Source organism: Brevundimonas sp. SGAir0440, from assembly GCF_005484585.1.
In the GTDB taxonomy this organism is placed as follows: Bacteria; Pseudomonadota; Alphaproteobacteria; order Caulobacterales; family Caulobacteraceae; genus Brevundimonas.
The window spans coordinates 28,376-42,768 of the sequence record NZ_CP039435.1 but is presented as its reverse complement, the minus strand read 5'-3'; the positions used below and the strand labels follow the sequence as shown (position 1 = coordinate 42,768).

The window sequence follows — 14,393 nt, the reverse complement described above, 5'->3', positions numbered from 1 at the left end:
ATGAACCTCCCGCGCCCGTCTCGCGCGGGCGTCCGTTTGACGACCTTTTCGCCTGCGGCCTCGGTGAGCCATTGGCCATTGGTCTAATTTCGACCAAAGTCGAACCGCGCCATGATGGCGACGACGCGGCCGGTCAGACGCCGCGCACGGAAGGAAGTCCATGGATCGCATCGTCGTCGCCGACGACCATCCCCTGTTTCGCGCCGCCCTGCGCTCGGCCGTCGACAAGGCGGCGCCGGGCGCGGAGGTGGTGGAATGCGCCAGCCTGGCCGAAGCCCGGGCCGCGATGGTCGCGGGGCCCGTCGATCTGTTGCTGCTGGATCTGAAGCTGTCGGACAGCGAGGGGATGGCGGGCCTCGCCGTCGTGCGGGCCGAACAGCCGACCGTGCCGGTGGCGGTGGTCTCGGCCAGCGAGGATGCGCCGGTGGTGCGCCACGCCCTGGGCCTGGGCGCCGCCGGCTTCATCCCCAAGTCTTCGTCCCTGCCGCAGATGGTCGAGGCGATTGCCGCCATTCTCGCCGGCGACAGCTGGGCGCCGGATGTGCCCGAGGCCGACGATGATCTGGCCGGCCGCGTGGCCAGCCTGACGCCGTCGCAGCTGCGGATTCTCGAAGGGCTGAAGGCCGGCCGGCTGAACAAGCAGATCGCCTTCGACCTCGGCGTCTCCGAAGCCACCATCAAGGCGCACCTGACCAGCGTGTTTCGAAAGTTGGGCGTTCACAACCGGACCCAGGCGGTGATCCTGGCCAAGTCGCTGGACCCGGCTTAACTAGACAGGAAGGCCTTCAGCGCCGCCGGCTTGATCGGCTTGGGCAGAAGGACGGCGCCGGCCGCGGTCGCCTGTTCGTTCAGCCCGTCGCGGGTGTCGGCGGTGACCAGGGCGATGCGGCGCACGCCCTGAGGCCTCAGCCAGTCGATGACGGCGAACCCTTCGGGCCCATCGCCCAGATGCAGATCGACCACGGCGGCGTCGAACGGGCCGATCGCCGCCTTGGCCGCCTCGACGCTGGCGACCAAGGTCGGCCGTGCGCCCCAGCGGGTGAGCAGGGCGTTCAGCGCGTCCAGGATCACCGGCTCATTGTCCACGCACAGCACACGCAGGCCCGCCAGCGGCAGGCGCGTCTCGCGCACCGGCGGGGCCTCGGCAGGCCGATCGGCCGCGCTGCGCGGCACGGTGATCCGGAAGGTCGTGCCGCGTCCCACACGGGAACTCAGCTCCAGCGGGTGATCGAGCAGGCTGGACAGGCGCCGCACGATGGCCAGACCCAGGCCCGCGCCCGGTTCATCGACCGCGCCGGGCAGACGCACGAACTCGCCGAAGACGGTTTCGTGTTCGGTATCGGGAATGCCGCGGCCGGTGTCGCAGACGAACAGCTGCACCGTCTCGCCCTGCCGACGCGCCCCGACCAACACCCGGCCGGCATCCGTATAGCGGAGGGCGTTGGCCACCAGGTTCTGCAGCATGGAGCGCAGCAGGTCGCGGTCGGACGCGACCCACAGGCGGCTGGACATCACGGTCAGATCCAGACCCTTGGCCTCGGCCACAGGCGCGAACTCGCGGCGCAGTTCGTCGAACAGGCCGCCCAGCGACAGCCGCGCGACATTGGTCCGCACCCCGCCGGCCTCCAGCTTGGACAGGCTCAGCAGGGCGGTCAGCAGACGGTGGGCGCTGTCGATGGCGCGGTCCGCGTTGACGGCCAGGGTGCGGCTGGTCGCGTCTTCCAGCGCCGGCTCCTCCTTCAAGGCGGCGATGAACAGGCGGGCGGCGTGCAGCGGTTGCAGCAGGTCGTGGCTGGCGGCTGCCAGGAACCGGGTCTTGGAGGCCGTGGCGTCCTCTGCCACGCGCCGGGCCTCGTCCAGTCGGGCGGTGCGGTCCGCCACGCGCGCCTCCAGCCGTTCGTTGGCCTCTTCCAGCTCCCGCGCGGCTTGGCGCAGGGCGGTGATGTCTGTGTAGCTGGTCGCGTAGCCGCCGCCCGGGATCGGCGCGCCTGAGGAGCGCAGCACCCGGCCGTCGGGCTGCTGGCGTTCGTGGTCGTGGGGAATGCGGCGGCTCAGCGCCTCCAGCCGTCGCTCGACCCAGGCCTCGATGTCGTCCGGGCTTTCGCCGCGCTCGGCGTTCAGGCGATAGATGACGGCGATGGGCAGGCCGACGTGGACGAAGCCGGCCGGCAGGTCGAACATGGCGACGTAGCGCCGGTTCCAGGCGGTGACGCGCAGATCCTCGTCCACCACGATCACGCCCTGGTCGATGTTGTCGAGCGTGGTCTGCAGCAGGTCGCGGTTGAACTGGACGGCCTGGGACGCCTCGTCCAGCATCCGCACCACGTCCTCGGGCGCGCGTCCAACGCCGGCCAGCGCCGCGGCGATAACCCGCCTGGCCGAGGCCGCGCCGATGGCGCCCGCCAGCATCCGCTCGGCGGCGCGGGCTAGGGCCGCATCGGCCGGATCGGCGTCGCGGAGCTTTGTGTCGGTCTCATCGCCCCAGGCGGTGAAGGCGCGCTCGGCCCGTTCGTCGCCGATGAAGCGGGCGACCAGGGCGCGCAGATCGCCGACCGAGGCGCCCGACGGCGCGGGCCGGGCCTCCATCCAGTCCGGTCCCAGCCGATCGACAAAGGCGCGGGCCTGAACCCGGTCGATCAGGCGCGGCTGAGCAAACCGCGACACGCCGACATAGGCCGCCAGGTTCAGCGCCAGGCTGACGAAGACGCCGAGCGCCAGCGGGTCGCCTATCCCCATCATGACGTGCAGGTGCCAGGGCGCGCCGGGCGACAGCTGGGGCATGGCCAGCATGACGATCCAGACGCCCATGCCGACTGTCATGCCCGCCAGCGCCCCCTGCGCATGACCGCCGCGCCACAGGACCGCGCCGAACAATGCCGGCGCCAGCTGGGCCATCGCCGCGAAGGACACCAGTCCCATGGCCGCCAGGCCGCGCGACTGGTCCGTCGCCTGATAATAGAGCCAGGCCAGCAGCAGGACTGCTACTATGGCTCCGCGCCGCACCTGAAGAATGGTCCCCGCCATGTCCGAGGCGTCGCCGCGCACCCGCCAACGCTCGCGCGCCAGGAAGGGCAGGATCAGGCTGTTGGACACCATGGCCGACAGGGCGACGGCCTCGACGATGACCATGGCGGTGGCGGCCGAGAAGCCGCCGACGAAGACCACGGCCGTCAGCAGGGTCTCGCCGCGCTGGAACGGCAGGGCCAGCACCAGCAGGTCCGGATTGACCGACGGCGCGAACAGCGCGCCGGCCGCCACCAGCGGCAGCACCGCCAGACTGGTCAGCAACAGATAGAGGGGAAAGATCCACCGCGCCCGTTTCACGTCCGACGGCTGACCGCCCTCCACAAAGGCGACGTGGAACTGACGCGGCAGGCAGAAGACGGCCAGGGTCGACAGCAGGGTGATGGCGGTGAAGCGCGGCGTGACCTCGGGCGGCGCGGCCAGGGCGCCCAGGCCCTCGATGATGCGTGGGGGCGAGCCTTCGTTCAGCAGCAGGACCAGGGCGAAGACGGCGACGAAGAGCAGGGCGCCCAGCTTGACCATCGATTCCAGCCCGATGGCTTGGATCAGGCCGCGATTGTGCTCGGTCAGGTCGGGACGGCGCGCGCCGAACAGGATAGCGAAGAAGGCCAGAACGCCCGCCAGCACCAGAACCGTCAGACCCTCGGACCCCGCCACCGGCGTGCCGGCGGTCAAAAGGGCGCCGGCCATCGACAGCGACTTCAGTTGCAGCGCAATATAGGGCAGCGACCCCAGGATGGCGACGACGGTGACGGCCGCGCCCAGGGTCTGGCTTTTGCCATATCGCGAGGCGACGAAGTCGGCCATGGAGCCGACGTTCTCGCGCCGGGCCGCCGCCGCGATCCTGCGCCACAGCGGGAACAGCAGCGTCAGGCCGATCACCGGGCCGATGTAGATGGGCAGATACTCCCACCCGTCGCGCGCCGCCGTGCCGACCGCGCCATAGTAGGTCCATGAGGTGCAGTAGATGGCCAAGGACAGGGCGTAGACCGACGGCCTCAAGCCCTTGCCGCGCGCGCGCGCCGACGGCCGTTCCTGAGACCAGGCGACGGCGAACAGCACCGCCATATAGGCGGCGACCAGGCCGAGGATCGTCAGGCTGAACATCGGGGCATCTGAACCGGGCACGGGGAGTTTCACAAGCGAAAGGCGGGCCGTCTTGCGACGACCCGCCCTTCATTCCGCCTGAAAGCAGGATCAGGCGTTCAGATCGACGTCCTTGCCTTCCTTGACCAGCAGGAAGCCCAGAACGACCGTCCCCAGGGCCACCATGATCGGGTACCAGAGGCCGGAGTAGATGTTGCCCGTCGCCGCCACGATGGCGAAGGCGGTGGTCGGCAGGAAGCCGCCGAACCAGCCGTTGCCGATGTGATAGGGCAGGGACATGGAGGTGTAGCGGATATTGGTCGGGAACATCTCGACCAGGGCCGCCGCGATCGGTCCGTAGACCATGGTCACATAGAAGCCGAGGATGAACAGGATCAGCACCACCATCGGCTTGTTGACCAGGGCGCTGTCGGCCTTGGCCGGATAGCCGGCGGCGGTCAGGGCCTCGCCCAGGCTCTTGTCCCAGGTCTTCTTCTGGGCGGCGAAATCGGCCGGGGCCATGGCGTCGCCCCGGAAGCTGGGGATGACGGCCTGATCGCCGATACGCACCTCGGCGACCGTGCCTGCCGGCGCCGCGACGTTGGTGTAGGTCACGCCCGCCTTGGCCAGATAGGATTTAGCCACGTCGCAGGAGTGGTTGAACACCGTCTTGCCCACCGGATCGAACTGGAGGTTACAGTCGGCCGGATCGGCGTAGACCGTGACCGGCGCCGAGGCGGCGGCGGCGGCCAGTTTCGGATTGGCGGCCTGGGTCAGGGCGTTGAAGAGCGGGAAATAGGTGAGGGCCGCGATCAGGCAGCCGGCCAGGATGATCGGCTTTCTGCCCACCTTGTCCGAGAGCCAGCCCCAGAAGATAAAGAAGGGCGAGGCGGCCAGAAGCGCGATGGTCAGCAGCACATAGACCAGGGTGGCGTCGAGCTTCATGACCCGTTCCAGGAAGAACAGGGCGTAGAACTGGCCTGTGTACCAGATGACGGCCTGACCGGCGGTGAGGCCCAGCAGGGCGATCAGCACCAGCTTCAGGTTGGGCCATTTGCCGAAGCTGTCCTTCAGCGGGGTCTTGGAGCCCTTGCCCTCGGCCTTCATCCGCTTGAACGACGGGCTTTCGGCCAGCTTCAGGCGGATCCACAGGGAGACGCCCAAGAGCAGGATCGAGACCAGGAACGGAATGCGCCAGCCCCAGGCGGCGAAGGCCTCTTCGCCGACCGCAAGCCGGACGCTCAGGATCACCACGAGGCTCAGCACCAGGCCGGCGGTCGCCGTGATCTGGATGAAGGAGGTGTAGAAGCCGCGCTTGCCCTGCGGGGCGTGCTCGGCGACGTAGGTGGCGGCGCCGCCGTATTCACCGCCCAGGGCCAGGCCCTGGATCAGGCGCATCAGCACCAGGATTATGGGCGCGGCGATGCCGATGACCGCATAGGGCGGCAACAGGCCGACGACGAAGGTCGACAGACCCATCAGCAGCATGGTGACGAGGAAGGTGTTCTTGCGTCCCCACAGGTCGCCCAGCCGCCCGAAGACGATGGCGCCGAAGGGCCGCACCGCAAAGCCGGCGGCGAAGGCCATCAGGGCGAAGATGTAGCCGGTCGTCTCGTTGACGCCCGAGAAGAACTGGACGGTGATGATCGCCGCCAGCGAGCCGTAGAGATAGAAGTCGTACCACTCGATGACGGTGCCGACCGATGAGGCGAGGATGACCAGGCGATCGCTGCGATCGACGGTGTGCTCCTCTCCTCCGGACGCAAGGGGTGCGTCGGTTGCCATGATCCATTTCCTCCCGTGTCGCCGTTTTGTCGGCCGTTATGCGCGGCCTGACGGACGCGTGGACGGCGACATTGACCGAGAGGAAGGCGACTGAAGAGACCGACTTTGGTCGAGGATCGTTGGTCGATCAGCCGTCGATGGAGATGACCGGGCCGAGCTTGGGCTGGGCCTTGCCGCGACGGGCGCTGCGACGCTTCAACCAGGCGCGGATGCGGGTCTGGATCGGATTGTCGATCGCGAAATGGAAGGCGAAGGCAAAGGCGACCGCCGCCATGACGCCCAGGCCCCACAGACCCCATTGAACGAAGAGGGGCAAGCCGACCCGGGCTTCCACCGCATTGACCACGCCGAACCAGACGATGCGGACCACCTCGTTAGAGATGAACATGGAGAAGGAGACCATGGCGGCGGTCTCGACCCACTTCGAGGGCTTGGTCACAGGCACCGCGCCGGCGGCCAGGATGATGATCGAGATCAGGGTCAGGGCGACGAGGGCGTGCTTGTCGTGAAGCTGAAGCGCGAAGAAGCCGACGGCGGCCAGCACCCCGGCCCAGCCGGCCAGGCGCGGGGCGATCCAGACCCTCTGGGCGAACCAGGCCAGGCACATGCCCAGGAAGAACAGCGGCAAGGCGCGGATGATGCCGTAGCGCATCGGCATCTGATAGACGGGATAGCCGAGGAACGACCAGCACAGCTGGTTGGCGATCAGATAGATGCCGACGCCGACGGCCAGGGCCGACCAAGGACCCAGACGCATCAGTCCGCGAATGATCCAGGGGAAGGCCAGATAGCAGCCGATCAGGGCCGAGATCGACCAGGTCGGGGCGTTCCAGCCCAGGCCACCATGCACGCCATAGGATTGCAGCAACAGCAGTTGGGCCGGCAGCTGGTCCCAGGCGAACCATTCGGGATTGCGCGGCGGCGAGCCGGCGGCGGTGGCCAGCAACACGAAGCCGACCAGCGAAAGCCCCATGATCAGGTGGGCGGGGACGACGCGCAGGAACCGCTTCAGGAAGAAGTCGCCGGGAGACATCCGACCCTTGTCCACCGCCGCGCCATAGACGCGCATCAGCACATAGCCGCTGTCGATCAGGAAGAAGTTGGTCAGCAGGAAGCCGCCGCGTTCGAAGATCGGATTGATCAGATGGGCGAGCGGTTCGGGACCTGCGGCCTGGAAGTGATGCAGTATGATCAGGAAGGCCACGATGAAACGCAGCGCGTCCAGCCAGCCGCCGCGCGCGATCTGAACTGTCTCATTGCGGGTCGAAATCAGGGACCAGGGCATCGTCAGCGCCTCCTTTGATCCCTTCACCGCAAGCGTCGGGCCAGTTCGCCTGTCAGGCGAACGTCACGACAGCACCAGACGCATGAACTCCTCGCGGGTGCGGGGGTCGTCGCGGACGACGCCGATCAGGTGGCTGGTCGACAGGCTGGCGCCGGGCGCATTGACGCCGCGCAGGGTCATGCAGCTGTGCTCGGCCTCGATGACCACCCCGACGCCGTGGGGGCGAAGGACGGTCTGGATGGCCTCGGCGATCTCGGAGGTCATCTTCTCCTGGATCTGAAGGCGGCGGGCGAAGCCGCGCACCACGCGAGCCAGTTTGGAGATGCCGACGACGCGGTCCGTCGGCAGATAGGCGACGTGCGCCTTGCCCACGACCGGCAGCATGTGGTGCTCGCAGAAGCTGACGAAGCGGATGTCCTTCAGCACGACCAACTGGTCGTAGCCGCCCGTCTCCTCGAAGGTCTTCTCCAGATAGGAGAGCGGATCGACCTCATAGCCCTGGAAAAGCTCGCGATAGCTTTTGGCGACGCGGGCGGGAGTTTCCAGCAGACCCTCGCGGTCCGGGTTGTCGCCGGCCCATTCGATCAGGGTGCGGACGGCGGCTTCGGCGTCGGCCTGGGAGACTTTGGAGGCGGGGGCGTCGGTCATGGCGGCCTAGATAGCGGAGCGCTTGAGGGAAGGGGAGAGGGCGAGCCGTCCCATTACGAGGCGGACGCACGTTCAGACGGCGAAGTCCGAAAAAGAGAGTCTAATTCGTCTAATTCGTCTGAAATCGAATGGCTGGCGCTCCCCGAGGCGAAGGCGGGGAAGTCGGCATCGAAGCGGCGCCGTTCAAGGCCGCTGACGAGATTTTTCCATGGTCAGGGCCGCGCGAAGACGCGTGTGGTTAGCGGCCTGTTAACCATCCTGTCGGCATTTTCTGCCCAGTAGTTGCTGGAGTGGGCCGATGAACGGCGCGGAAGTTCTGGACGTCGGGCGCGACGCCATCTGGCTGACGATCCAGCTGTGCCTGCCCGTTCTGCTGGTCGGCCTGGTCGTCGGCGTGGTGATCGGCCTGTTTCAGGCCCTGACGCAGATTCAGGAACAGACCCTGATCTATGCGCCCAAGATCATCGCCATCTTCGTTTCACTGATCCTGTTCCTGCCGCTGATGGGCGCCCTGTTGGGCGGCTTCATGCGCCAGATCGCGGCCCGCATCGCGGGGATGTAGGTGGAGGCGTACGCCACCGCCGATCAGGTCTGGGCCGGGGGGCTGATCTTCGCCCGGATCGGGGCGATCCTGATGCTGATCCCCGGCTTCGGCGAGGTGCCGCCGCGCGTGCGACTGTCGCTGGCCCTGGTCATCAGTCTGGCGCTGTGGCCGGTGGTGCGCGGTTCGCTGCCGGGTCTGCCGGACAGCATGGGGCTGATGGTCGGATGGATCATCCGCGAGGTGGTCGTCGGCCTGATGATCGGCCTTCTGCTGCGGATGTTCATGAGCGCGCTGGCGACGGCGGGCGAGATCGTGTCGTTGCAGACGACGCTGAGCTTCGCCCAGACCGCCAATCCGATGCAGGCCCAGCCCGGTTCGACCATCGCCGCCTTTCTGGCCCTGCTGGGGGTGACGCTGCTGTTCGCCACCGACACCCATCACCTGTTCATCGCCGGCATGGTGGGCTCGTATCGGCTGATCTCGCCGGCCCAGCCGCTGATGATGGCCGACTTCACCCAGATGGCGGTGCGAACCCTGGGCGACAGCTTCCTCCTAGGCGTACAGCTGTCGGCGCCGGTGCTGGTCTTCGCTCTGATCTTCAACCTGGCGTCCGGCCTGGTGGCGCGGGTCATGCCGTCGTTCCAGGTCTATTTCGCCGCCGCGCCCTTGAGCGTCATCCTGGGCCTGTCGATCTTCGCCCTGAGCCTGGGTGCGCTCGGCACTCTCTTCATCGACCGCTACCGCCGTCTGGCGGAGTATTTCGTGCTGGGAGGCCCTGGTGGCTGAAGGCGCGGATCCCGAGTCGAAAACCGAAGAGGCGACCCCGCGAAAGCTTGAGGACGCCCGAAAGAAGGGCGATGCGGCCAAGTCGCCCGACGTCGCCCAGGTGCTGTCGCTGGCGGGGGCGGCGGCGGTGATCTTGATGGGGGGCGGCTGGTTCGCCTCGTCCATCGCCGAACAGATGCTGCCCTTCATCGCCGCGCCGCACGAGATGCTGGGCGTGCTGAACTCGGGCGCGGGCAACCAGATCATGGTGCGGGCCGTCTGGGCCGTGGCGCCCTTCTTGGGAGCCGTCATGCTGGCGACCATTCTGGGCGGGGTCGGGGGCAATGTGGCCCAGTCCGGCCTGATCTTCACGGCCGAAAAGCTGAAGCCCAAATGGTCGGCGGTCAGTCCGATGCAGGGGTTCAAACGCATCTTCGGCCCCGACGGCCTGGCGCAGTTCGTCAAGACCTTCCTGAAGCTGATCGCCGTCTGCGCGGTGTGCTGGATGGTGTTGAAGCCGCATCTGCGTGAGTTCGAGAACATGGCCTCGATCAGCCCGCTGGCGATCCTGCCCTTGGCGCGCGACATGGCCATCTCGCTGTTCGTGGCCTCGATCATCCTGCTGGGCGCCACGGCCGGGGCCGACTTCATTTGGCAGAAGATGCGCTTCGCCAAGCGGATGCGCATGACCAAGGAAGAGCTGAAGGAAGACTTCAAACAGTCCGAAGGCGACCCGCACATCAAGGCCAAGCTGAAGCAGATCCGCATGCAGCGCAGCCGCCAGCGGATGATGGCCAATGTGCCCAAGGCCACCGTCATCGTGACCAACCCGACCCACTATTCGGTCGCCCTGCGCTATGAGCCGGATCAGGGCGACGGGGCGCCGATCTGCGTGGCCAAGGGCGTCGACGCCCTGGCCCTGCGCATCCGTGAAGTGGCGACCGAACACGGCGTGCCGATCGTCGAGAACGTACCGCTGGCGCGCGCCCTGTACGCGACCGTCGAGGTGGACGAGGTCATTCCGCGCGAACATTTCGACGCCGCCGCCAAGATCATCGGCTTCGTCTTCCAGTCCCGCAAGCGCCGGTAAGGCGGCGTCAGGATTTGGGCGTATGATCGCAACACTGATTCGCGAGGCTGTATGACGTCCACCCGCCGCCCTTCGTTCGACCTGTTGTCCGGCGTGATGGCGTTCGGGGTCGTCGTTGCGATCGCGGCCCTGGCCTATCCGGCGTTTCGAGACAATCCGATTTCGGCGCCGGGGCTGGTGCTGATCCTGACCGTCGGCGCGATCGCCCTGATCGGTCTGTTCGGCTTCCGCCGGGCGGCGGACGCCAAGCCGAGCAGCGATGCGGCCATCGAGGTGTTGGACGCCATGGCCGAACCGGCGGCGCTAGTGTGGGATTCAGGACAGATCCTGGCCTTCAACGCCGCCTGGTCCGAGGCCAATGGCGCGACCGGCGCCCTGCCGCGCGGCAAGTCGGCCCAGGCGCTGTACATGGCCTTCGCCCAGGCGCGCAAAGGCGAGCCGGGCCGCGCCATCGTCATGATCGGACAGCGCGAGGTCGAGGTCGTGATCGGCCAGGCGGGCGAGGGCCGGTTCCTGATGCGCGCGGCGCCGGACGCCGTCCTGCCCATCGCCGCCGCGCCCGTTCACACGCCCGCCGCCGCGGCGACCGGCGAGGCGCGGGCCATGGCCGCCGGGGCGCCGTTCGGCTCGGCCGTGATCGGCGGCGACGACCTGTTTTCCGGCCGCGCGGAAGAGGCCAATCCGGCGCTGGCGGTCCTGACCGGACCAGGGGCGGCGCGCGATGCGGCCTTTGGGCATCTGTTCGATCCGGGCGGCATCGCCGAGGCGCGGCTGAAGTTGGCAGGCGGATCGTCGGGGCCGATCGAACTGGTCGCGCGGGCCTATCCTGACAAGATGCTGCATCTGTATGTGGCGCCCGAGGGCGACAAACGGCGCATCTGGCTGTTCGACGTCTCGGGCCAGAAGTCGATGGAGCTTCAGCTCAACCAGGCCCAGAAGATGCAGGCCGTGGGCCAGCTGGCCGGCGGCGTGGCGCACGACTTCAACAATCTGCTGACGGCGATCCAGCTTCAGCTGTCGGGTCTGCTGGAACGGCACCCGGTGGGCGATCCCTCCTACGAAGGCCTGAACGAGATCCGTCAGACGGCTATTCGCGCAGCCGATCTGGTGCGCAAACTGCTGGCCTTCTCGCGCAAGTCGACGGTGCGGCGCGAGCGGCTGGACCTGGGTGAACTGGTGGGCGAGTTCGCCATCCTGCTGCGGCGGCTGCTGCGCGAGGACGTGCGGCTGGAGACCGACTACGGCCGCGACCTGCCGGTCGTGCTGGCCGACAAGTCTCAACTGGAGACGGCGGTGATGAACCTGGCCGTCAATGCGCGCGACGCCATGCGCGGCGTGGTCGAGCCGGGCGCCGGCGTCGTCACCATCGCCACCCGGCGCCTGACGGGCGACGAGGCGCGGGCCCTGGGCTGGGTCGATGCGCCGACGGACGAGGTGGCCCTGATCGAGGTGTCGGACACCGGACCCGGCGTGCCGCCCGAACTGGCGGACAAGATCTTCGAACCCTTCTTCACCACCAAGGCGGTGAACGAGGGCACCGGCATGGGCCTGGCCACCGTCTATGGCATCGTGCAGCAGGCGGGCGGCCACATCACCGTCAGCAATATCGAAGGCCCAGACTCTAAGATAATGGGCGCGGCTTTCCGCATCTTCCTGCCGGCGGCGGGCGAGGCGGAGCTGGCCGAGGTTCAGCCGGTCGAGGTCAAGGCCAAGGCGCCGCGCGACCTGTCGGGCGCCGGCCGCATCCTGTTCGTCGAGGACGAGGACGCCGTGCGCGGCATCGCCGCCCGCCTGCTGCGCCAACGCGGCTATGAGGTCATAGAGGCCGCCGACGGCGAGGAAGCCCTGTTGCTGGCCGAGGAACACGCCGGCCAGATCGACATGATGATCTCGGACGTCATCATGCCGGGGCTGGACGGGCCGTCCTTGCTGAAGAAGGCGCGCAAATATCTGGGCGACGCGCCGGTCATGTTCATCTCGGGCTATGCCGAGAGCGACTTCTCGGACCTGTTGCAGGACGAGACGGGCGTGTCCTTCCTACCCAAGCCGCTGGACATCAAGACCCTGGCGGAACGGGTGAAGCAGGAGTTGCACGCGGGCTGATCGCCCGCATGAAGGGCGGGGTCAGGCGGCGCGGCGAAGCGCGGACGGCGCCTTTACATATAGGCCCCGGCGGCCGTTCACGGCGCGGAAGGCGACCGTCTCGCCTTCAAGGCTTTCGTCCACGCCCAGAAGCAGGCAGCCGTCATCGATCAGGCGGCGCTCCAGTCCGTCGAGCAGACGCGCCCGGCGCGACGGGTCCATATCGGTCATGACATTGCGGCAGAAGATGACGTCAAAACGGGCGTCATCGGTCGGTTCGTCCAGCAGGTTGGCGCGACCGAAACGCACGGCGTCGGCCAGTTCGGCCTTGACGATCCACTGGTCTTCCCGCGGTTCGAACCAGCGCAGCATGGTCCTGGCCGTGAGCCCGCGCTGGATCTCGAAGCCGGTATAGAGGCCCGAGCGCGCCTTCTCGATCGCGCGCTGCGACAGGTCGGTGGCGACCAGATCGACATCGACGCCGATCTCCCTGGCCGCCATGGCGATGGACCAGGCTTCCTGGCCGGTCGAACAGCCGGCCGACCAGATCTTGATCCGTCCGTCGGGCCGCGCCTTGGACAGGGCCGGCAGCAGCTCGGTCTCGAGGATGCGGAAGGGTGTGCGGTCGCGACGGAACCAGGTCTCGGCGTTCAGCAGGGCCTCGATCACCGACCAGGCCAGCGAGGCGACCGGATTGGCCCACAGGTTCGTCAGCAGGGCCTCGACATTGGCGTAGCCCTCGCGCCGCGCGATCGGACCCAGCCGGTGTTCGGCCAGGTGGATGCGATCCCGCGACAGCCGATAGCCGGCGCGGGTGGCGAGAAGGGACTGCAGCTTGTCGAAGTCCTCAGGCGTCATGCGGCGATCGCTCCGACCTCCGTGAGCTTGGACTGCAGGATTTCGCCGTCAAACGGCTTCATCACATAGTCGTCGGCGCCGGCGGCCAGGGCTTCGGCGATCCGCTCGGGGCGGGTCTCGATCGTGCAGAACAGCACCTTAGGTTGCTTGCCGCCCGGCATGGCGCGCAGGCGACGCAGGAAGGTGATGCCGTCCATCACGGGCATGTTCCAGTCCACCAGCAGGACGTCGGGCATGGCGCCGGTGCAATAGGCCAGGGCTTCGGAGCCGTCAGCCGCCTCATCGACCTCATAGCCCAGGCCCTCGACGATGCGGCGCGCAACCTTGCGGATGATGCGGCTGTCGTCGACGATCAGGCAGGTTCGGAAGTCCAAGGTCGATCCCTCAATGACACGACGGCTTTAACCCGAGGCGGATGGACTGTTTTTATCTCAAACGCCAGTTAATGAGTCGTTTGGAAACGCCTCAGGCGGGCATTCGCGCGACCAGTGCGACCTTTCCGTCTTCAACCTTGACGCGTAGAGCGCCGCCGGCCTCGTTCACGGTCAGCCAAAGCCAGTAGGGCTGGATCCACTGGCCGGCCAGGCCCTCGACCAGGCGTTCGCCGGCCAGACCCGTGACGGCCTCGGGCTTCAGCCGGGCGCGGGCGCCCTCGGCGAAGCCTTCCAGATAGAGCAGGCCGTTTTCCACCCGCGACTGAATGGTGGCGACGCCGCCCATCGGCAGGGCGCCGACCGTCAGATAGGCGAGGTTGGTCAAAGCGCGGGCCTGGGGCTTGGTGAACTCGCCGTCGGCTATGCGCCAGTCCAGCGAGGCGCGGCCGCCCTGGACCATGCCGGACACCAGGCCTTCGATCTCGCGGGCGGTGAACGTCTCGCTGGTCGTGGCGGCGCCGAAGGCGACCCGGGCGAAGTGAACCAGGGCGACCATCTTCCTGGCGCTCTGCTCGATCAGGGCCAGGGCGTCGTCGCGCATGTCCTGGGCCGTCGGGTCCTGCATCAGGTCCAGGCCGGAGACGATGGCGCCCGACGGACTGATGAAGTCATGGCACAGCTTGGCCGCGATGTAGGTCGCCAGCTCCGTCCCATCGACCGGGAGGTCCAGCGGAGCGGCGTCTGTGTCGTGGGGGGAGGTCATGATATCTGGCGCGCTCAGGTCACAGTTCGTGTCGCGCGCGAAGTTGAAGTGATTTGCCGGTTCATGGAACCGCCCGGATGGTCTATCGA

At 67.7% G+C, this 14,393-nt stretch carries 12 protein-coding genes; 5 read left to right on the top strand and 7 right to left on the bottom strand.

The window, feature by feature from the left end:
- Positions 1–160: 160 nt before the first annotated feature.
- Positions 161–769: a response regulator transcription factor gene (locus E7T10_RS00175; protein WP_137720232.1), complete on the top strand. Its 609-nt coding sequence runs from the start codon at positions 161–163 to the stop codon at positions 767–769.
- On the opposite strand, the gene E7T10_RS00170 is transcribed toward E7T10_RS00175, so the two are convergent.
- From E7T10_RS00170 to folE, 4 genes are all read right to left on the bottom strand, one after another.
- Positions 766–4,131: a PAS domain-containing hybrid sensor histidine kinase/response regulator gene (locus E7T10_RS00170; RefSeq protein WP_137720231.1), complete on the bottom strand. Its 3,366-nt coding sequence runs from the start codon at positions 4,129–4,131 to the stop codon at positions 766–768. The genes E7T10_RS00175 and E7T10_RS00170 overlap by 4 nt on opposite strands.
- Before the next feature lie 90 nt (positions 4,132–4,221).
- Positions 4,222–5,895: an MFS transporter gene (locus tag E7T10_RS00165; protein ID WP_137720230.1), complete on the bottom strand. Its 1,674-nt coding sequence runs from the start codon at positions 5,893–5,895 to the stop codon at positions 4,222–4,224.
- Positions 5,896–6,022: 127 nt separating this feature from the next.
- Complete coding sequence (locus E7T10_RS00160) at positions 6,023–7,180, bottom strand: acyltransferase (protein WP_137720229.1); 1,158 nt, start codon at positions 7,178–7,180, stop codon at positions 6,023–6,025.
- A gap of 63 nt (positions 7,181–7,243) precedes the next feature.
- Positions 7,244–7,828 carry a GTP cyclohydrolase I FolE gene (gene folE, locus E7T10_RS00155; protein WP_039246287.1) on the bottom strand — a complete coding sequence of 195 codons (585 nt, stop codon included), beginning with the start codon at positions 7,826–7,828 and terminating at the stop codon, positions 7,244–7,246.
- Positions 7,829–8,126: 298 nt separating this feature from the next.
- Here folE and fliQ point away from each other — a divergent pair, with 298 nt between their 5' ends.
- The 4 genes from fliQ to cckA are packed head-to-tail and all read left to right on the top strand — an operon-like array spanning position 8,127 to position 12,330.
- Entirely contained in the window at positions 8,127–8,390 is a 264-nt protein-coding gene (fliQ, locus tag E7T10_RS00150; protein ID WP_017505641.1) for a flagellar biosynthesis protein FliQ, read from the top strand.
- A complete protein-coding gene (gene fliR, locus E7T10_RS00145) occupies positions 8,391–9,158 on the top strand; it encodes a flagellar biosynthetic protein FliR (RefSeq protein ID WP_137720228.1) in 768 nt (255 codons plus the stop codon). It begins immediately after the preceding gene.
- Complete coding sequence (flhB, locus tag E7T10_RS00140) at positions 9,151–10,227, top strand: flagellar biosynthesis protein FlhB (RefSeq protein ID WP_055753861.1); 1,077 nt, start codon at positions 9,151–9,153, stop codon at positions 10,225–10,227. The genes fliR and flhB overlap by 8 nt, the downstream gene beginning before the upstream one ends.
- Before the next feature lie 51 nt (positions 10,228–10,278).
- Complete coding sequence (gene cckA, locus E7T10_RS00135) at positions 10,279–12,330, top strand: cell cycle histidine kinase CckA (RefSeq protein WP_137720227.1); 2,052 nt, start codon at positions 10,279–10,281, stop codon at positions 12,328–12,330.
- Between the two features lie 21 nt (positions 12,331–12,351).
- On the opposite strand, the gene E7T10_RS00130 is transcribed toward cckA, so the two are convergent.
- The 3 genes from E7T10_RS00130 to chpT form a co-directional block, all read right to left on the bottom strand.
- Complete coding sequence (locus E7T10_RS00130) at positions 12,352–13,167, bottom strand: protein-glutamate O-methyltransferase CheR (RefSeq protein WP_137720226.1); 816 nt, start codon at positions 13,165–13,167, stop codon at positions 12,352–12,354.
- Positions 13,164–13,541, bottom strand: coding sequence for a response regulator (locus E7T10_RS00125; RefSeq protein ID WP_017505646.1), 378 nt, complete (start codon positions 13,539–13,541; stop codon positions 13,164–13,166). The genes E7T10_RS00130 and E7T10_RS00125 overlap by 4 nt, the downstream gene beginning before the upstream one ends.
- A gap of 91 nt (positions 13,542–13,632) precedes the next feature.
- A complete protein-coding gene (chpT, locus tag E7T10_RS00120) occupies positions 13,633–14,304 on the bottom strand; it encodes a histidine phosphotransferase ChpT (protein WP_137720225.1) in 672 nt (223 codons plus the stop codon).
- Positions 14,305–14,393: the final 89 nt, after the last annotated feature.